19 protein-coding genes are annotated in these 19,417 nt (G+C 38.9%); 12 read left to right on the top strand and 7 right to left on the bottom strand.

Features of this window, described 5'->3' with window-relative positions:
* Positions 1–16: 16 nt before the first annotated feature.
* From parE to AC27HL_RS08380, 5 genes are read right to left on the bottom strand one after another with little or no spacing between them, the layout of a single operon-like run.
* A complete protein-coding gene (gene parE / locus AC27HL_RS08400) occupies positions 17–1,906 on the bottom strand; it encodes a DNA topoisomerase IV subunit B (RefSeq protein ID WP_487080524.1) in 1,890 nt (629 codons plus the stop codon).
* 24 nt (positions 1,907–1,930) lie between these two features.
* Positions 1,931–2,503 (bottom strand): YqiA/YcfP family alpha/beta fold hydrolase, encoded by a 573-nt coding sequence (locus AC27HL_RS08395; RefSeq protein WP_487080523.1) that lies wholly within the window; start codon positions 2,501–2,503, stop codon positions 1,931–1,933.
* A 21-nt stretch (positions 2,504–2,524) separates the two neighbouring features.
* The gene (locus AC27HL_RS08390; protein WP_487080522.1) at positions 2,525–3,280 is read right to left on the bottom strand and encodes a metallophosphoesterase; all 756 of its coding nucleotides are present in this window, start codon (positions 3,278–3,280) and stop codon (positions 2,525–2,527) included.
* Positions 3,281–3,284: 4 nt separating this feature from the next.
* Positions 3,285–3,743 carry a DUF1249 domain-containing protein gene (locus AC27HL_RS08385; RefSeq protein ID WP_487080521.1) on the bottom strand — a complete coding sequence of 153 codons (459 nt, stop codon included), beginning with the start codon at positions 3,741–3,743 and terminating at the stop codon, positions 3,285–3,287.
* Positions 3,744–3,749: 6 nt separating this feature from the next.
* On the bottom strand, positions 3,750–4,379 hold the full coding sequence (locus AC27HL_RS08380) for an NUDIX domain-containing protein (protein ID WP_487080520.1): 630 nt from the start codon (positions 4,377–4,379) through the stop codon (positions 3,750–3,752).
* 185 nt (positions 4,380–4,564) lie between these two features.
* Here AC27HL_RS08380 and tolC point away from each other — a divergent pair, with 185 nt between their 5' ends.
* The gene (gene tolC / locus AC27HL_RS08375; RefSeq protein ID WP_487080519.1) at positions 4,565–5,896 is read left to right on the top strand and encodes an outer membrane channel protein TolC; all 1,332 of its coding nucleotides are present in this window, start codon (positions 4,565–4,567) and stop codon (positions 5,894–5,896) included.
* 145 nt (positions 5,897–6,041) lie between these two features.
* On the opposite strand, the gene hldE is transcribed toward tolC, so the two are convergent.
* Positions 6,042–7,466, bottom strand: coding sequence for a bifunctional D-glycero-beta-D-manno-heptose-7-phosphate kinase/D-glycero-beta-D-manno-heptose 1-phosphate adenylyltransferase HldE (hldE, locus tag AC27HL_RS08370; protein WP_487080518.1), 1,425 nt, complete (start codon positions 7,464–7,466; stop codon positions 6,042–6,044).
* A 69-nt stretch (positions 7,467–7,535) separates the two neighbouring features.
* On the opposite strand from hldE, the gene lpxL reads away from it, so the two are divergent.
* Entirely contained in the window at positions 7,536–8,474 is a 939-nt protein-coding gene (gene lpxL, locus AC27HL_RS08365; protein WP_487080517.1) for an LpxL/LpxP family Kdo(2)-lipid IV(A) lauroyl/palmitoleoyl acyltransferase, read from the top strand.
* 51 nt (positions 8,475–8,525) lie between these two features.
* Entirely contained in the window at positions 8,526–9,203 is a 678-nt protein-coding gene (locus AC27HL_RS08360; protein ID WP_487080516.1) for a TcpQ domain-containing protein, read from the top strand.
* Positions 9,204–9,216: 13 nt separating this feature from the next.
* On the opposite strand, the gene glnE is transcribed toward AC27HL_RS08360, so the two are convergent.
* On the bottom strand, positions 9,217–12,114 hold the full coding sequence (gene glnE / locus AC27HL_RS08355) for a bifunctional [glutamate--ammonia ligase]-adenylyl-L-tyrosine phosphorylase/[glutamate--ammonia-ligase] adenylyltransferase (protein WP_487080515.1): 2,898 nt from the start codon (positions 12,112–12,114) through the stop codon (positions 9,217–9,219).
* 143 nt (positions 12,115–12,257) lie between these two features.
* On the opposite strand from glnE, the gene AC27HL_RS08350 reads away from it, so the two are divergent.
* The 9 genes from AC27HL_RS08350 (at position 12,258) to AC27HL_RS08310 (ending at position 19,377) form a co-directional block, all read left to right on the top strand.
* Entirely contained in the window at positions 12,258–13,235 is a 978-nt protein-coding gene (locus AC27HL_RS08350) for a hypothetical protein (protein WP_487080514.1), read from the top strand.
* Positions 13,236–13,243: 8 nt separating this feature from the next.
* Entirely contained in the window at positions 13,244–14,146 is a 903-nt protein-coding gene (locus AC27HL_RS08345) for a DUF350 domain-containing protein (RefSeq protein ID WP_487080513.1), read from the top strand.
* A gap of 142 nt (positions 14,147–14,288) precedes the next feature.
* Positions 14,289–15,992: a polyamine aminopropyltransferase gene (locus AC27HL_RS08340; RefSeq protein ID WP_487080512.1), complete on the top strand. Its 1,704-nt coding sequence runs from the start codon at positions 14,289–14,291 to the stop codon at positions 15,990–15,992.
* Positions 15,993–16,142: 150 nt separating this feature from the next.
* A complete protein-coding gene (locus AC27HL_RS08335) occupies positions 16,143–16,556 on the top strand; it encodes a YjfI family protein (protein WP_487080511.1) in 414 nt (137 codons plus the stop codon).
* 23 nt (positions 16,557–16,579) lie between these two features.
* On the top strand, positions 16,580–17,269 hold the full coding sequence (locus AC27HL_RS08330) for a PspA/IM30 family protein (RefSeq protein ID WP_487080510.1): 690 nt from the start codon (positions 16,580–16,582) through the stop codon (positions 17,267–17,269).
* Between the two features lie 110 nt (positions 17,270–17,379).
* Positions 17,380–18,018: a hypothetical protein gene (locus AC27HL_RS08325; RefSeq protein WP_487080509.1), complete on the top strand. Its 639-nt coding sequence runs from the start codon at positions 17,380–17,382 to the stop codon at positions 18,016–18,018.
* Positions 18,019–18,020: 2 nt separating this feature from the next.
* A complete protein-coding gene (locus tag AC27HL_RS08320) occupies positions 18,021–18,341 on the top strand; it encodes a hypothetical protein (RefSeq protein WP_487080508.1) in 321 nt (106 codons plus the stop codon).
* Positions 18,342–18,402: 61 nt separating this feature from the next.
* Complete coding sequence (locus AC27HL_RS08315) at positions 18,403–18,894, top strand: potassium channel family protein (protein ID WP_487080507.1); 492 nt, start codon at positions 18,403–18,405, stop codon at positions 18,892–18,894.
* A 201-nt stretch (positions 18,895–19,095) separates the two neighbouring features.
* A complete protein-coding gene (locus tag AC27HL_RS08310; RefSeq protein ID WP_487080506.1) occupies positions 19,096–19,377 on the top strand; it encodes an LPP leucine zipper domain-containing protein in 282 nt (93 codons plus the stop codon).
* Positions 19,378–19,417: the final 40 nt, after the last annotated feature.

Here is a 19,417-nt window from a genome sequence, read left to right as displayed (position 1 = left end):
ACTAGCTCAAGTAGTTTTATTCTAACTCTACTAAATCACCTTTTGCTTGTAACCACTCTTTACGGTCGCCACTGCGCTTTTTAGAAAGCAGCATATCCATAAGTTCCATTGTTTCACTGTGTTCGTCAACCGTTAACTGCACTAAACGGCGAGTGTTTGGATCCATAGTGGTTTCCCGTAGTTGCAATGGGTTCATTTCACCTAGGCCTTTAAATCGTTGTACATTCACTTTGCCACGTTTCTTTTCGGCTTCAATACGATCTAAAATGCCATCTTTTTCGCCTTCATCGAGTGCATAAAAAACTTCTTTACCGACATCAATACGATAAAGTGGCGGCATAGCGACATAGACATGACCAGCTTGCACCAAGGGTAAAAAGTGCTGCGTAAACAAGGCGCACAATAAAGTCGCAATGTGCAAACCATCAGAGTCAGCATCAGCAAGAATACATATTTTACCGTAACGTAAACCAGATAAGTCTTCTGTGTCTGGATCAATACCTAATGCCACAGAAATATCATGTACTTCTTGAGAAGCCAATATTTGCCCTGATTCAACTTCCCATGTATTTAAAATTTTTCCTCGCAACGGCATAATCGCTTGCACTTCACGGTCTCGTGCTTGTTTAGCACTACCACCAGCTGAGTCACCCTCAACTAAAAACAACTCAGTGCGCTCGATATCTTGGCTACCACAGTCTGTCAACTTACCTGGCAACGCTGGCCCTTGCGTTACTTTTTTACGAATAATCTTTTTACTTGCTCGCAAACGTCGCTGAGCATTAGCAATACAAAATTCAGCAAGTGCCTCGGCAATTTCAGTATGCTCATTTAGCCACAAACTAAACGAATCTTTAACTACGCCTGTGACAAAAGCAGCACATTGACGAGAAGATAAACGTTCTTTGGTTTGTCCTGCGAACTGTGGGTCTTCCATTTTGACTGACAAGATATAAGAGCATTTATCCCAAATATCATCAGGCGTTAGTTTCACACCACGCGGCACTAAATTACGAAACTCACAGAACTCACGCATTGACTCAAGCAAACCTTGGCGTAAACCATTAACATGGGTTCCACCTTGCACTGTTGGTATCAAGTTTACGTAACTTTCTCCAACAGATTCACCACCTTCAGGTAGCCAAGTAACCGCCCAATCTGCGGCTTCATGTTGCGATGTAAAGCTGCCAACAAAAGGCTCTTCCGGTAAGCTAACTAACTCTTTAACTGACTCTTTCAAATAATCAACTAAGCCATCTTCGTAGCACCATTGATATTTTTTATCTTCACTTTTGTCATGAAATTTTATGGTTAGACCTGGGCAAAGCACTGCTTTTGCTTTCAACAAATGTGCTAAGCGACGAGCCGAAAACTTGGCAGAGTCAAAGTAACTTGCATCAGGCCAAAACTTAACTCGTGTGCCGGTATTTCGACGGCCAACTGTGCCTGTTTCTCGCAGTTCTTCAACTTTATGGCCATTCTCAAAAGCCATTTCATACACTTTACTGTCACGTCGAACCGCAACATCAACTCGGGTTGACAATGCATTGACCACTGAAATACCAACACCGTGCAAACCACCTGAAAACTGATAGTTTTTATTGGAAAATTTACCGCCGGCATGTAGTTTACAAAAAATCAGCTCAACACCTGATACCCCTTCTTCTGGGTGTATATCAATTGGCATGCCCCGACCGTCATCAATAACCTCTAACGATTGGTCTTTATCCAGAATGACGGTAATATTTTGTGCATGACCTGCCAATGCTTCATCAACAGAGTTATCAATAACTTCTTGACCTAAATGATTAGGACGGTTGGTATCGGTATACATTCCCGGTCGATGACGCACCGGATCTAGGCCACTGAGAACTTCAATGGAGTCAGAATTATATTGTTCGCTCATGTAACTGTTCTAATTTACGCTATTTCAATTTAAATTAAAAAATACAGAAACGTGAGGTAGCATAGCTTGGTAATTAACAAAACTATGATCCCCTCCTTCTTGCACCACCAATTGGCAATGCTGGTATTTTTCAACGGCTTGTTGGTAATCTAACACTTCATCACCAGTTTGTACCATGACCAAGTAATTTTTTTTAGTAATTTCTTCCTGCTTGAGTAATTCTAAATCAACTATGTGCTGTTCTTTTACTTGATAGCACTCATTAGTGTATGGATTTAACTGCTCACCAAGAAAATTATTTAATAATTCATAGGGTTTAACGGCAGGGTTAATAAGAATAGCCTTAGCTTGGTACTTCTCAGACAAGTAAGTTGAAAAGTATCCGCCAAGCGAAGACCCCATAATTAGCCACTCAGCTTGTGGGTTACTTTCTATGATCTCCATTAATTGCGCAATAGCAGCGTTCGGGGACGATAATAGTTGCGGACAGAAAACCTTTATTTCTGGATGATGCTGCTGGAAATAGTGAACAGTTAATTGCGCTTTCATTGACTGTGGCGATGAATTAAAACCATGAATATATAATAAATTTTTCACTAATAAATCACTCCTTAGCTCTTAAATAAAGAAAACTTCTGTAGAAACTTGCTTATTTTCTTTCAATGTAAAACAACGAAAACCTGGTCCTTGGCCATTGTTAGCAACCGTTTCGCAACTTTTATCAAATTGAATTGAAGTTGCCGGACAAGTATATAATGGAATGGTTTTATCCTTGGTCACAATTGGTAATGACAGTGCTTGATGAACATGTCCACAGCCAATAGCATGGATTGACGGATTGGCTTCGACAAAATTCTGAAAACTCACTTTACTCTCTAAGCCATGTCGATCAATAAAATAACCAACGTCTACCGGATGATGATGCATCAAGATTAACTGCGCTTTACTACTATCAATTTTTTGTTCAATATTTTGTAGTTGCTGGTTACTTACCTTGCCCGCTGGCGTTGCACTTTTGCTATCAAGTAAAAGTATTTGCCACGCACTAGTTTCAATAACACTTGTTTGACAAAAAGGAGCCGCAGCTAGAAAACGTTTTAAAAGCTTAGGCTCGTCATGATTTCCTGGCACATAATAAACGGGCGTTACTATCCCACTCTCGTTAAAGGCTTGAACAAAAAGTTGATATGATTCTTCACTATGATCTTGCGTAAGATCGCCCGTAAAAACCAAAATATCAACTTGAGGCAATTGTTTAATTCTTTTTAAAACCGCGACTAAGTTTTGATAAACATTACTGCCATGATGTAAACCATTAGTATCACCAAATAAGTGACTATCACTAATTTGTACGAGGATAAAATCTTCTGCCATAAGATTATTTATTTACAATGTCTGGCACATGAGTTTGACCTAGATGCAAGCACAACTGTAACCATTCTTTTAAAAAATAATTAATTTGCTGTTTTTCATCAGGTAAGTGCATTTTGTCGTTAGGATAGTCATAACGAGGTTTGACTTGCTGTACATCTTGATTACTTATTACTTCAGCCATACGAGCATCATGATACAAACGAATCACCATTTTAGGCCGAAATAGCGCCGACAAATTATAACCATTGATATTTGCTTCTTGGTTAATTGTGATCAGGCTTGTATAGCGGGTCACCTCGTTAACACTCACTCGATAACTAAGAAAATCAGAAATAAAAAAATAACGCTCTTCGCCCACTTGCTCTTTATCGGCAAGAATTCTCAACAACAGCATATAGTTAACATCACATAGTGACATTAATGTTGGCAAATGAGGTCGGTATTTCTTTAAAGCAGCAGACATATTAATTTAATTTTTTCTAAATTTCGTAATATTGAGTTCTAACCATTGTAACGCAATAATGGTGGCAGCATTGGGTATTTTTCCATGCCTTAATAATGTTAAGGCGTCTTGACGAGGCATAACGTGAACCAAAATATCTTCACCTTCAGCGTCTAAGCCGTGAACCCCTGACAGGTTAGTGCTGTCAACACTGGCGCAATAAAGATAAATAGCCTCACTCATACCACCAGAACTCGACAAATAAGTCATCACTTTCATTATGTTATTTGGCAAAATGGTTAAGTTAGCTTCTTCCTTTGCTTCTCGTATAGCCACTTCTACAGGTTGTTCATCAGCGTCAAACATACCGGCGATCAGCTCTAACTGCCACGGTCCACATTCAGATTTTAAAGCGCCTGGGCGAAATTGCTCAATCAATACAATCGAATCAGTCACAGGGTCGTAAGGTAAAACAGCAACGGCATCTCCACGTTCAAAAACTTCACGTGTCAATACCTCACTATAGCCGCCACGATAAAGTTTATGACGAAATTGATACTCGTCTAAAGCAAAAAAACCTTGGTATTTACGAGTTTTATTAACAATTTCCACATCGTTAACATTAAATTGTAAAAGTGGTTCTTTCAATTGTTTCATCGCTAAGTTCCGGTTGAGATTATAAAATTATCGCCTGTTTTGTATGCAACACTAGCACTTAACATTTTGTTACACTAGAATACTTCGGTAAACACTTATTTTATTTAGCTAATTCCCTAATCACGTTAAGATAGTTACAATTAGAAAAATAATACCAAGTTCAAAATTAAAGGGATCGCTCCAACATGAGAAAAACAATAACAGCATTATTTATTGGCCTTGCCTGTGCTGCAAGTAGCTCTTTAGCTAATGCCGAAGATTTATTATCAGTATACCAACAAGCGCAAGCGAATGATCCAGTAGTTCTTGGAGCACACGCTCAGTATTTAGCGACAAAAGAAGGCATAGATCAAGCTCGTGCAACTTTATTACCACAATTGAGTGGTTCGGTTTCATTTACCGATGGTGAAAGCGAGCGATTAAATGATGCAGGCCAAATAATGACGCTTGATTCTGAAGATTTCACTTACGGTGCAAATCTTAGTATGGAAATATACCGTCATTCAACTTGGTTGCGCTTAGACAACGCGAAAAAGCTTGCACACCAAAGTGATATTGCATACCAAGTGGCGAAGCAAGACTTAATTGTTCGTGTGACTGAAGCATACTTTAATGTACTAAGTGCCAAAGATGACCTTGAGTTCTCTGTTGCGGAAAAAGCAGCTATTGAACGTCAATTAGAGCAAACAAAACAGCGTTTTTCAGTTGGCTTAACTGCCATTACGGACGTTCATGAAGCGCAAGCACAATATGACAACGCCGTAACTGACGAAATTCGAGCAGAAAATAATGTATTTAACGCTGAAGAAGCGCTACGTGTTATTACTAACGTTTATCCACGCGATTTAAACATTTTAAATACTGAGCGTTTCGGAACTTCTCGTCCATCACCTGATAGTGCGAATGAGTGGCAGCAAACCGCTGAAGCGAAAAACTTAGATTTAATTGCACAGAAAATCAATGTAGACATTGCTAAAGAAAATATTAATATCGCCAAGGCAGGTCACTACCCATCATTAGATTTGAATGGCAGCATTAGTTCTTCAGATACTGATGTAAATAGTATTAACTCACCTGCACTTGATAGCCATTCAATTGGTGTAACGTTAACGGTACCAATTTATTCTGGTGGTGCAATTTCTAGTAGTGTTCGCCAAGCACAAAGCAACTATGTGGTGGCTAGCCAAAATATGGAACAGTCACATCGTAATGTTGTACGTAATACCCGTAATGCCTACAACACAGTTATTGCCGCTGTTTCAGCAATTAAATCTTTGGAGCAATCAGTAGTAAGTGCTGAAAGCGCTTTAAAAGCGACTGAAGCAGGTTTTGAAGTAGGTACACGTACCATTGTTGATGTATTGAACAGCACACGTAATTTATACAACGCTAAAAGAAACTTATCTTCAACACGCTATACTTATATTCAAAACGTATTAGCACTTAAACGTGCTGGCGGTACAATTACGGATAAAGATCTTGAAGATATTAACAAGGGTTTAATGGCCGCGAAATAAGCAGCATTGCCTTAAAATCAATAAACTATTAGAGCTTAAACGCCGTTAATTTTTTGCAATTTTGGGCACTATGCCATAGTGTTAATTCTGAACACAAAAAAGCCGCTTTCGCGGCTTTTTTATTGCTTAACTATTTCTTAATCATTTATTCTTGCTTTATGGTATTGATAATTTTGGTGGTAGAAATACCATCTTCAAAGTTCAGTACTTTTACTTCTCCACCTGCAGCGATAACTTCCTTACCACCGGCAATGTCTTCAACTTTATAGTCACCACCTTTCACCAAAATATTTGGCAAAATATTCGCAATTAAACGTTGCGGCGTATCTTCACTAAATGGTACTACCCAATCAACCGCGCCTAAACCTGCAAGTACTGCCATTCTTCTATCAACAGGGTTTACCGGGCGACCAGGTCCTTTTAACCTTGTAACTGAGGCATCATCATTGACTGCTACAATTAAACGACTTCCTAGAGTCTTAGCATTATTTAAATAAGAAACATGGCCAGCATGTAGAATATCAAAACAGCCATTAGTCATTACAATATTCTCACCACGAGCTTGTGCAAGCTCAACAGCAATTTTTAACTGCTCTTCGGACATCACGCCAAAGCCGCTTTCTTGCCCTGAGCTCAACTCGGCATTTAACTCAGTTTCACTTACTGTCGAGGTACCCAATTTACCAACAACAATACCTGCTGCAATATTTGCTAGAGCACTGGCTTGAGTAAACTCGGCATCTGCGGCAATTGCTAGTGCTAAAGTGGCAATAACAGTATCACCGGCCCCCGTAACATCATATACTTCGCGTGCTTGTGTTGGTAAATGAAACTCTTCATGATCATGTCGTAATAACGTCATACCTTGTTCACTACGAGTAACTAGCATAGCCGTTAAATTTAACTCTTTTAGCAAAGCTTGGCCTTTACTGACAATTTCAGCTTCAGTTTTACAAGGGCCAACAACAGCTTCAAACTCCGACAAATTAGGTGTAATTAATGTTGCGCCACGATAACGTGAAAAGTCGGTACCTTTCGGGTCAACCAACACTGGAACATTTTCCGCTTTTGCCACTTGTATTAGCGCCTGCACTTCTGACAACGTACCTTTATCGTAATCAGATAAAAGTAACAAATCATGCTCTGCAACTAAGGCTTTAGTGCGCTCAAGTAAAGGCTGTTTATCAGCATCGGCAAAAGATTCTTCAAAATCTAAGCGTAATAATTGTTGATTACGACTCATTACCCGTAACTTGGTAATTGTTGGATGCGACGGTGATTGTAAAAACTGACAATCAATATTCATTGCCGATAGATGACTAGCTAAGGTTTTAGCTGCTTCATCTTCCCCGGTAATACCAGCTAAAGTCACTTGGCCGTTTAATGAGGCAATGTTTAGCGCTACGTTTGCCGCACCACCTGGTCTATCTTCATCCTGTTGAATTTTAACAACAGGTACCGGCGCTTCTGGAGAAATACGCTGTGTAGGCCCATACCAATAACGATCTAACATGATATCGCCAACCACTAAAACACGCGCTTTTTCAAAAGCGGGAATATCTACTTTCATCCTAGGCCCTATAACAGATATAATAAGCAATATTGTATCACAAGCAATTCAATGAGTTGAAATCATCCCGTGAGTAAAAATAAAGTTTTACAACCAAATTTTAAAATATCTTTCCTGTTACCTAAGTATTGGCTCACTTGGCTTGGGGTATTTATCCTCTACAGCATTTCTTGGCTTCCTTATCGTTTTCAACTATTTCTTGGCAAAATGATAGGCCGTTTGTTGTACAAACTAGGCTCAAGTCGTAAGAAAGTGGCACTAAGAAATTTAGAGTTATGTTTTCCTGATATGCCTAACGCTGAGCGCGAGACTATGCTTAAGCGTAATTTCGAAAACACGGGTATTGCCCTACTTGAAACTGGCATGGGTTGGTGGTGGCCAAATTGGCGAGTAAAACGTAAAACAAAAGTTATTGGTTTAGAACACATCGAAAAAGCCCAACAAGAAGGCAAAGGCATCTTATTGCTCGCTATGCACTACTTGAGTGTTGAAATTAACTGTCGTGGCATTGGCTATGGCCACCCTATGGTTGTATTTTATCGCCCTCACAATAATCAACTGATGGAATACTTCCAATTTAGAGGTCGTGGCCGTTCAAATAAATATATGCTGGGCAAGCGTGATGTTAAAGGACTAATTCGAGCATTACACGATGGTGAAGCCTGTGTTTATTTGCCCGATCAAGATTACGGCCGAAATCGTAGTGTTTTTGTGCCGTTTTTTGCCGTACCAGAAGCTGCTTCAACAACGGGTACATTAATATTTGCAAGGCAAAAAAACACCCAAACCCATATGTTAATTCCAACCCGCAACGAAGACGGTAGTGGCTACACATTAGAAATAAAACCTATGTTGGAAAACTTTCCAACGGGTGATGATACTGCCGATGTTCTAAGAGTTAATCAAGAACTTGAAAAAGCCATTATGGTGAAGCCCGAGCAATATATGTGGCTGCACCGTCGTTTTAAAACCAGACCTAACGAAGACGACCCATCATTGTATAAATAAGCATTGTTGGTTATGGTATAAGCTAAGATGTAACATAAATATAAATAACTTATGAATTTTTGGCTGCGCAATATCGTTTTAGGGGCTATTTTAATCGGCTTAGCATCAGCATTGTTGATGAATCAGGACTTACTTTTTTCATTAAGCCAAGAAGCGGCAGATGATATTTCTGAGGTGACTGGCAATTCGTCAACGTCTGTTAGCGTTGCCGATGCAGAGAAAAAATCAGTTGTTCGCCCAACTAAGAGTAAAAATGCTGCCGCGGAAGGGCTTTCGCGCTTCTACGCCAATTTACATGGCGACGATGAAAAAGGTCCTAAAATAAGAAATAATATTGTTTACTTACCTGAGCCTAAAGGCGATTTAGAAAAAATACTTGAAGCCCGTAGGCTGATTACTCGACCTTTACGTAGAAATTGGACGGGTAGAACAAATAACCATCCGTTTCGCTTAGGTGAAACCTTATTTCAAAAACTTTCTGAATATGCACAAGACAATGGCTTGGAGGTTATTTGGTGGCTAAATCGCGACTATTTAGTCAAAGATGCTTTTCGTATCAATAAAGGTATCCTCACCACAGCTTATCAAGTCGGTAAAGCAGTAGAAGGCCACTTTGAAAATGGCCTAAGCATTTACTTTTGTAATCAACAACGTGCCATCGTACTTATTGAATACACCATTCCGTATTTAGAGAATGAGTGCATTTTATTACCTAAGTCGCGTCGGTGATTAGTAATAAAAGTTAACTAAGTACTTTATTTAATATCGGCAAAATATTGTGAAAGTCTCGCTGAAAAATATTGGTTAATAGCATTTGTTCATTATTTTGCAATGTTGCATGATGACCAAAATCGCGTAGCTTACAATAATTATTGGTTAGTAATTGCTGCTCTTGCTGAGTAATTAAATTTAATTTGGCTAAGTTTTCTAGCAAGCTAATATTGTCTGAATGCGCACTTAATTCTGGGTGTTTTGCACTTAACGCTAACACTAAATATTGCACAAAGAACTCGATATCCACTAGGCCGCCACGCCCTTGTTTAATATCAACTTTTTCAGGTGATGACTTATCAAGGTGATTACGCATTTTAGCACGCATATTCTGCACATCGTTACGCAGCGTATTTAAGTCTCGTGTTGTTGCAAGCACATCACGCTTTATATGATTAAACCTTTGTGCTAATGCATTGGCTGCAAAAATTATTCGTGTACGTACAAGCGCTTGATGCTCCCATGTCCAGGCATCATTTTTTTGATAGTGTTCGAAGGTGTCGATATGCACCATCAGCAAACCAGCATTGCCTGATGGCCGTAAACGCATATCTAATTCATACAGAATACCATTGGCCATACGCGTATTAAAAAGGTGCATCATACGTTGTGCAAGCTTCAAGTAAAACTGACCCGCAGTAATCTGTTTGGCACCGGTTGTGGATTCTGACAAGTCAGCATCATGCACAAAAACTAAATCTAAATCAGAGCTATAACCTAGCTCTATACCTCCTAATTTGCCATAACCAATAACAGCAAAGCCCTTATCTTGTGAACCTGCTTTGCTACTAGGTACCCCGAAACGTTCGCTTAGTTGCTGCCATGCCAAGTTAGCAACTTCTTCAATCATAGCTTCAGCTAAAGCCGTTAAATGTTCGCTCACCTCAGTTATTGGCAAAATACCTGATATATCTGCAGCAGCAATACGCAATTGCTTAATTTGCTTAAACTGTCGAAGCGTGATCATTTGTGCTTCTTGATCTTCTTCGGGCACCCGTAGCATTACTTCTCTAAGTTCAGCGCCATAAGAAGTTAATTGTGGTGCTTGATGAAAAAGTTTCGGGTCAATAAGTTCGTCCAATAATATTGGGTATTTGGCAATATGCTCAGCAACCCAGCTACTGTTGTGACACAAGTGAATTAGGTGCTTCAATGCACCTTCATTCTCAAATAGTAACTCTAAATAAGCAGTGCGAGTGGCAATTGTTGTTAGCACGGTTAAAACTCGGGCTAATGACTGTTCACTTAATTTTAAATTGGCAATATGCCATAACAAACTTGGGATCAATTTATCCAACACCTGTCGGCCTCGGTTTCCCATACTGCGTTTACTCATTTCATCTCGAAACTCTTTCAATGAGCGCCATAACACTTCGCTATGCCAACAAGGGTTATCACCATTATTAGCTATAAGTTGCGGCGATTGGCTTATCCAAGTTATTGACTCATCATCATCCCACTGACTGTCCCAAAGTGTACTCCAGTATTGATCAACTGCCTGACGGTTAGGGCTCTCTTCACCAATAAGTTCAACAAATTGCTGATGAACACCTTGCATATGCAAAACAAGTTGCTGTAAAAAGCTTGCCCAATCAGCACAACTATCATCAGCAAGAATGGTAATTAGGCGCTGTTGGTCTAAGTCATTATCAGGTAGGGTTTGTGTTTGCTGATCGCCTAATGCTTGAATAATGTTTTCCACTCGCCGTAAGAAGCGATAGCTGTTGGTCAATACTGCGGCACTCGACTGGCTAATTTCTCCATGCTTTACCAATAACGGTAATACCGTCAGTAGATTTCGGTGCTGCAACTCTAAAACTCGACCGCCGCGGATCATTTGAAAAACCTGCACAATAAACTCAATTTCACGAATACCACCAGCACCAAGTTTTATATTATTGTTGAGCTGTTTACGCCTAACTTCTTGAGCGATCATTGCTTTCATACGGCGTAGACTATCAATAACACTAAAATCTATATAGCGGCGATAAACAAAAGGTCGAAGCATTTTTGTAAGTTGGCCATGGTACTTACCTTGCCCAACTAATCGCGCCTTTAGCATGGCATAGCGTTCCCAGTCACGCCCTTGATCTTGGTAATAATTTTCCATGGCATTAAATGATAAAACCAAGGGACCACTTTCACCAAACGGCCTTAAACGCATATCAACACGATAAACAAATCCGTCTGCCGTTTTTTGATGTAGTGCCGTAATTAGCTTTTGCCCGAGACGAGTAAAGAACATTTGGTTATCAAGGGTGCGTCTTACACCTTGAGTTTCACCGGTTTCTGGGTAAACAAAAATAAGATCAATGTCAGAAGAGAAATTTAGCTCCTGACCGCCAAGCTTCCCCATGCCATAAATTAAAAGTTGCTGCTCTTCACCCGCAGCATTAACTGGTACACCCCATTTGTCTTGGCAAAGTTTGCTTAACCAGTTCTTAGCAGCGAGGATTAAATTATCAGCAAGTGATGATAAACGTTTGAGTGACTCGTCCAAACTAACATCGAGCAAAAAATCTCCTACTGCAATATGCACCATTTGTACTAAACGAAATTGTCGCAAGCTTTTGTGTAACTGCTCTTCGCTTGTACAATCACTTAATTTTATTGCCAGTAACTGTTCATAATCAGGGGTGCACTGGGTAAATAATTGTTCACTTTTAAAAAGTTCTATGACAAGTTCTGGTGCTTGCAATGCACTGCGTAGAATAAAATCGCTTAGCGCTAATGCTTGTTGAAAGTAAACTAGTCGTTCACCACTTAGGCTAGTACTTGCTTCAGGGTACTGTTGAGAGAACTGTTGCCAACTTTTTGCTTGTTGGCTTTTGATTAGCGGGTGAGTTAAAGAACAATGAGAATTTGACACAGTGACCTCGATAAAAGCTACATTGCTGATTCAGCAGTACGTCATGACTAATAAATTAATTTCACGGATACGTCTAAAACAATAGACATAATATGTCATAAGTGATATTAATAAATGATAACCATAGCATTTTTGAGGACACTATGGCAGAAATGCAGCCAATAAAATCACTTATCATTGTGCTAGTTTTACTACTTTCCGCTTGTGGAGATCCAGTAAAAGAGCAAATAGTACAGCAAACCCCAATAACAGAGCAGCGTATTGACATGCTTGCGCAGGCACTGGCTGATGGGCAAGTACGTAACGCAAACTTAATCAAGCAGTATGCGCAAAGATTAATTGCCGATAAACCCGACTATAAGCCATTAATTGATGAATTTATTAAAGATACAGGTACGCAAGGCCCTATGTATCGTGCGCTTGTTGACCGCCTTAATACCGTAAAAAATCAGCCGCAAATGTTTGAAAGCTCTCAAGCCATCTATGACGAACTTTTAAACTTATACCAAGCGGCAGATCCTGTTTTATATTCCGATGCCTTAAGTGATCCGCTAAATGTACTAGCTGATATGTCAGACGGTACATTACCTCGAGTTAATGCTATGTCTAAAGCACAAAGTCTGGCAGCAAATAAAGCACAAGACTTTGGCACAGGAGAGCAGCTTATAGGTAACCCGGCTTATGGCAGTTGGACAACAGGTTCTAATGGCATGTCTTTTTGGGCGTGGTATGGCATGTATTCAATGATGGGTGACCTGTTTGGCTCTCGCCGCACTTATTACAGTGACTGGGGGCGCAGCCGTAATTATAGTTACTACAATGACTATGGCCGAAAACGTTATAGTTCACCAAGCCAATTGCGTAAACAAACAGATATTGATAATCGCACACGTAAATCATTTCAAAGTCGCGGGCAAAAATATACCAGCGCATACAGTAAAAATAGAACCGGAGCGTCGAGTATTTCAAGCCAAAGTAAAAATGCACAAACCAGTGCCAATCGCTTTGCTAGCAAAACAACGAATAAAAGTACTTATGCCAAATCAAGTAAAAGTACAAAAAATGCCAGCTTTAGAAATAGTAAAAGTACCACCTCACGTAGCTTTCGACGTGGCAAGTAGGAATTAATATGAATACATTTATTGAAATAACGGGTTTAAACCAAGAACTATTAATTTTCTTAGCGATTGATATCGCCATCGCCATTGTTCTACTCGGTGCAATGCGCTTCATCAGCGGTTTATCAGCACAAGTTAACTCAACCGATGAATTAGCAAAAGAAGACAACTTTGCTTTTGGTATTAGTGTTGCTGGTAGCGTAGCAGCATTAGGTATTGTATTAACGGGTGCCATCACTGGTGAAAATGCCGACAGTTACCTAATGGAAGCTATTGGTATGGCAAGTTATGGCATATTTGGCTTAATCTTAATTAAAGTAGGCCGAATATTTCATGATAGATTTGCCTTAAATCAAATCGACAAAAATGCGCAAATTAAAGCACGAAATATTACTGTCGGTATTGTTGACGCCTCTGGTGCAATTGCCACCGCGATTATTATTCGCGCGGTACTGTTATGGGTGTACGGTTTAGATATCAATACCTTCACCGCCATTGCCGCAGGCTTTATTGTTTCCCAAGCTATGTTAGTGTTAGTCACACGTATTAAAGAGCGCCAATATGCGGCTAATAACCAAAATGGCAGTATGCAAAGTGCTTTTGCCGATGGGCAAATTGCCTTAGCAATTCGTTATGCTGGCCAAGTAATTAGTACTGCTTTAGCTGTAACCGCAGCAAGCCATTTCTTAACTTATAGCCCTGAAACCCTAATGGTCAACCTGGTTGGCTGGTTAGTCTTTGGTTTTGTAATGACATTACTTGTTGCATTGCTAACCTCAATTGCAAAACGTTTAGTGCTAATGGGCATTAATCTTGTTGAAGAAGTAGACCAACAACATAATATTGGTGTTGCCTGTGTTGAAATGGCGATTAGCATTTCTATTGCCTTAATATTAACTGCGTTAATGTCTTAACAAATTCAGGCTTGCTACAACAAAATTAAAATGTCGCTAATAAAGTATTCAAAACCTATGTGGGTAGTTGAATACTTTTTAGCAATTTAGCCTTCGCCTAGTTTCAAATATCCTCAATGAATGATAATCAGGAATAAATATAATGAGTAATAGAAGTCGTCTGTTTGATGATGTTCTCCTTATTCTAACTATGGCCGTATTAGCTGGCTGCGGGCTCATTTACGAATACCTACTTTCTCATTATGCTGGGCGTGTACTCGGTATTATGGAAAGTACTATCTATGCCATGATAGGTTTAATGATAGTGGCCATGGGGCTAGGCGCATTTGCAGCACGAAAAATACAATGTGCCTTCAATGGCTTTGTTTGGCTAGAGTTGGTGATTGCCTTTCTTGGCAGTAGCTCAATTTTAATTATTGGTGGCTTGATTGCCCTAACCCAAACTTTTCCAGATATATTAGGGCAAATGTTTAATTTGCCACCAGATGCATACCCTCGTGGTGGCCTATTTAAGCAACTTAGTTTTATTGCCTTTAATAGTCCTTATTTTTTCGGCCTTATTTTAGGTTTTTTCATTGGTATGGAAATTCCGTTAATTGCAAGAATTCGAGAAGAAATTCATCAAAAACACTTGAAGCATAATTTAGGGACTATTTACGGTGCAGACTATGTTGGTGCCGGTATTGGCGCAGCCATTTGGGTTATCTTTTTACTGACCATAGACATCAGCAAAGCCAGCGCGCTGACCGCAGCACTTAACCTAATAGCGGGTAGTATTTTTGTTATTTATTATTGGCAAAAGTTGAACTGGCGAAAAACACTGATATCCACTCACCTTGTTTTATTGCTACTGATAATGGCTATCTATCAATATGGTAATTCATGGCTTAGCCAAATGAGTAATCTACTTTACCTAGATAAAGTGGTTTATAGTGACAAAACTCGCTACCAACAATTGACCTTTACCGAGCGCAATATCGGCGCCATGGAAAACAAAGTTATTAATTTTTACCTTAATGGCCGCCTACAGTTTTCCTCTTCAGACGAGTTTATCTACCACAGTTACTTGGTTAGCCCAGTTTTAGCTGGCTCAGCCCGACAAGAGAACGTTTTAATTATTGGCGGCGGTGATGGTTTAGCGCTACGTGATGTACTGAAATGGCAGCCTAAAAAAGTCACATTAGTTGATTTAGATAGTGAGTTAATAAATTTATTTAAATCGCCTGCAGAGCAATTACCATCGCCATTGGCAACTAGTATTAGCACGTTGACTGAGGCAAGCTTACAAGATAATCGCGTAGAAATTATTTCTGCAGACGCGTTTCTTGCCATTGATAAGCTACTACAAAATAATAGAAATTATGATGCGATCATTGTTGATTTACCCGATCCAAGCCACCCAGATCTGAACAAACTTTATTCTGTAAATTTTTATGCCAGATTAAAACAGTTACTTGCCGGTGACGGGTTAATAGGTATTCAATCAGCAAGTCCATATCACGCTAAAGATGCTTTTATTGCCATAGGTAAAACCGTTAAGGCTGCAGGACTTTCCTCTGTTCAGCAGTATCATGACAACGTACCTAGCTTTGGCGAATGGGGCTGGACTATTGCCAGTAAAAATGGCGCGGCGCCTTTAACTAGGTTAAAAAAACTCAGCGAATTACCCGTGCCTCATCACTGGTTGACACTCGCTATGGTAATAAACGCGTTTGATTTCTCCCGCGACTTTTATAAAAACCAAGCGAACGTGCCTATTAATTATTTAGGAAGCCATGCCATTTATCAATTACATCAGCAGGCTTGGCAAGATCAGCAAGGCTTAAACAATGCTCATTTACAATAAAATTATCTGAGTTATGATGAGAAAAATGAAAATAAGCACTTGACATATTATGTCTTAATGCTAAATTAACCCTACACGACATATTATGTCGTCAAGTAAAAAACATTGTTACTTGTTTTTTACGCTACTTATTTAAACATGAGGAAAAACATGAATATTCATAAGATAGCTGATTACCTGAACACTTTGGCAGATGAATCACATACCGGGATGGTTTTTGATTGCCAACCAATTGCAGGTGAAGTTGATGTACTACAAATTACGGTACTTGGCCGTGAAGAGTTACCCGTTTTTGTTTCTGTTACTGACGACCAAATTTTATGTATTACCTATCTTTGGGGTCAAGATGAAGTGAAATCAGATAAGTTAAATGAAATGCATGTCAGTATGTTAGAAATGAACATTCCCATGCCATTATCATCATTTTCAAAAATTGGTGATAAATATGTCATTTTTGGAGCGTTAGCTATTAGCTCTACATTTAACGACATAGAACATGAGCTAGCAGTTTTAAGTAACAATGCGCTAGAAATTATTGACGATATGAGTGATTACTTAGTTTAAGCAGCCACTGTAGGAGTATTATTATGAGTATTTTTAAGAAAATTATGACCGCTATCCGTGGTGGCGCAACTGAAGTTGGTGAAGCCATTGTCGATTCAAATGCAACACGTATCTTCGAACAAGAAATTCGTGATGCTGAAAACCACTTAACTAAAGCGAAACGTGACCTTACCGGTGTAATGGCACAACAAATGTCATCAAGTCGTGAAGTTGACCGCATAAAGCGCGAAATTACCGAGCATGAAGGCTATGCAGTGCAGGCTTTAGAGAAAGGTGATGATGCATTAGCACTGGCTGTTGCTGAAAAAATTTCTGCATTAGAAAGTGAATTAGCCACCCAGCAGCAAGCGTTAGACAGCTTTCAAGGTAATGCTGAGCGCCTAAAAGAATTAGTGAAAAAGAGTGAACGCCAAGTAGCCGAATACAAACGTCAATTATCTATGGTTAAAACCACAGAAAGCGTACAAAAAGCAACGTCTGCAATTACAGATAACTTCTCTTCAAGTAACTCTAAGTTATTAAATGCTAAAGACTCGTTAGAGCGCATTAAAGCTAAACAGCAAAAGTTTGATGACCAAATGAAAGCTGCCGAAGTATTAGAATCGGAAAATTCAGATAGCTCGTTAGAAGCAAAATTAAAAGAAGCCGGTATTGGTGCTAGCGATAACAACGCAAACTCAGTATTAGAGCGTTTAAAAGCTAAGCAAAAATAATTAATTGAGCCTTCACACCGCTTTTCATCTTTGATGTTAAGCGGTTTTTTCGTTGAAGTGATTATCAATTTCAAAACACCTGACATAAGGGTGATGTGTAGGAGAAGCCTTTGAGTTTTTTAAAAAGAATGTTCAAAAAGCCTGTTCAAGAGCGAAAACTAAGCAATGTTAAAGATCTTACCCAAGGCGACATTATTGTTATGTCTGACAGCTTTGGACTTCCTGAAGCACTTAGAGCACAAGAGTTTCAAGTTAGTGCAGTTAATAGCTACGAATTTGAACACAACACTCAAACCGAATGGGTACTGCAAGGTAATAATGACATACAGTTTTATTTAACCTTAGACGAAGATGATAAAACCTATTTAAAATTCTCACTCAAAATTCAGCACCAAGATGTTGAAAGCTTGTTTGATCTAGAGCAATTCTCAACAATTTTTGACGAGCCAGGCCAAGCACAATTAGAGCGTCAAGCCGATAATAGTAATACGTCGGGCTGGAGCGATGAAATTTATCGCCAAAGCGTTTTTGCACAAGTGGGATTTTTCCATCGTAAAGATCACCGCAAAGATAAATTATCGCCATACGAAGGCAACGAGAGTGGCGAGCAATTTGAGCTATATGTCTTGTATAATGAAGATCAAGACAAAGGTATTGATATTGAAGTGTGGCAAGATGGTGATACCGAAGTATTTTTAACCTTATTTAAAGCAACAACTGATATTGCTGATATGTACCCAGGAAGTTAATTGTGTCTCGTAAATTACCTGAAAAATGGCAATCATCCGTGAAAGCAGTTAAAGCCGTTCAGGTTGCTTTTGATATGGATGAAAAAATTCAACTGTCAATAAGAAAGCAAGCACTTGAGGCTGGCATTAGCCCTTCTGAGCAAATTCGTGATATTTTAGGTTTGCCGACAAATAAACGCCCGAAACGGCCAAGGTTAACGGTAAGTCTGTCACCAAGTGATTATGAACTACTTGCCGAAAAATATGACTTAACTTCAGATCAACAACTTGAAATAAAGAAGAAGTTAATGGAAGATTTAATCAACTATGTGAACGAAACATAAATTCCATCACTAACATAGTATTTACTAGAGCCATTATAAATAAAGAGCCAAGAGAAAAATCATGATTGTTGTTCAAAAAGCCATGGAAAAAAGTAATTTGTACCGTATTGATGAATTCGGAGTAAAAAATTACAATTACGGCTTTATCGGCATTGTTTCTTTTGCTTTATTTCTTAGCTTGAATTTGTCATTAGGTTATGTCACTTATCTCGCTGAAGTAGATTTAGAAACCTCACCTGTTCAAAGTTTTAGTGATGCTATTTGGCTTATGGTGATGTCATCAACAACCATAGGCTTTGGTGATGTCTATCCAATCACTTTGGTTGGCAGAATATCTGTTTTTATTATGTTTATCCTTGGTGTTGGTATTTTAGGTGGTATTGGTGCGGTTTTTGTCAATAAAATATTTGGTTTTGCCGATACCAACATTAAAAACCGAGAATTAAGAAAACAAAATGCTGAAATAATTGAACAGAATAGTCAAATAGCAAAAAAGCTCAGCAAACTTGAACACCAAATTGAAAGTTTAATTGATAGCAAAAACAATAAATAGCTACCATCATATAATTTTAAAGGCCTAGGTTAACAAAGCTAACTTTGCAGTTAGAATTTCAATGAGTTCTCTTGATGCTACAACTTTAAAACTATCTCTTTTAACTATGTTAACCAAGTTAAAAAATTGCGACTAGTACTGGCTCGCGTTTTTTGTGTCATACTAGAAATAGAACAATAAATAAACACAGGGATTATTATTATGCAATTAAAACTTATAACGGTAACTGCATTACTTATTAGCATTTCAGGTTGTGCTAATAACGCTGCATTAGAGGAGAATATTGCCCGTCTTAACCAAAAAGTAGATAACTTAACCGAACAGGTAAATAGTTTATCATCACAAACACAAGCAATGTCGTCAGAAGTTACTGAGCTTGGCGCAGCACAAGAAATGACAAACAAAGCTTTAGCTGAGACCAATATGGCCGTTGATAAAGCCAACGAACGTATTGATAACATGGTAGCAAGCTTTAAAAAATAAAGGCTTAATATAGCTTGCAAATTACCATACTAAACTCACC

The organism is Colwellia aquaemaris (assembly GCF_057548755.1).
This window is presented reverse-complemented; position numbering and strand designations above follow the sequence as displayed.

Coding starts and splice junctions, on each gene's coding strand:
- tolC (WP_487080519.1), top strand. CDS start 4,565: ATGAGAAAAACAATAACAGCATTATTTATTGGCCTTGCCTGTGCTGCA.
- AC27HL_RS08350 (WP_487080514.1), top strand. CDS start 12,258: ATGGCAGAAATGCAGCCAATAAAATCACTTATCATTGTGCTAGTTTTA.
- AC27HL_RS08385 (WP_487080521.1), bottom strand. CDS start 3,743: ATGTCTGCTGCTTTAAAGAAATACCGACCTCATTTGCCAACATTAATG.
- AC27HL_RS08330 (WP_487080510.1), top strand. CDS start 16,580: ATGAGTATTTTTAAGAAAATTATGACCGCTATCCGTGGTGGCGCAACT.
- AC27HL_RS08340 (WP_487080512.1), top strand. CDS start 14,289: ATGAGTAATAGAAGTCGTCTGTTTGATGATGTTCTCCTTATTCTAACT.
- parE (WP_487080524.1), bottom strand. CDS start 1,906: ATGAGCGAACAATATAATTCTGACTCCATTGAAGTTCTCAGTGGCCTA.
- AC27HL_RS08390 (WP_487080522.1), bottom strand. CDS start 3,280: ATGGCAGAAGATTTTATCCTCGTACAAATTAGTGATAGTCACTTATTT.
- AC27HL_RS08315 (WP_487080507.1), top strand. CDS start 18,403: ATGATTGTTGTTCAAAAAGCCATGGAAAAAAGTAATTTGTACCGTATT.
- hldE (WP_487080518.1), bottom strand. CDS start 7,466: ATGAAAGTAGATATTCCCGCTTTTGAAAAAGCGCGTGTTTTAGTGGTT.
- AC27HL_RS08360 (WP_487080516.1), top strand. CDS start 8,526: ATGAATTTTTGGCTGCGCAATATCGTTTTAGGGGCTATTTTAATCGGC.
- AC27HL_RS08380 (WP_487080520.1), bottom strand. CDS start 4,379: ATGAAACAATTGAAAGAACCACTTTTACAATTTAATGTTAACGATGTG.
- AC27HL_RS08310 (WP_487080506.1), top strand. CDS start 19,096: ATGCAATTAAAACTTATAACGGTAACTGCATTACTTATTAGCATTTCA.
- AC27HL_RS08345 (WP_487080513.1), top strand. CDS start 13,244: ATGAATACATTTATTGAAATAACGGGTTTAAACCAAGAACTATTAATT.
- AC27HL_RS08335 (WP_487080511.1), top strand. CDS start 16,143: ATGAATATTCATAAGATAGCTGATTACCTGAACACTTTGGCAGATGAA.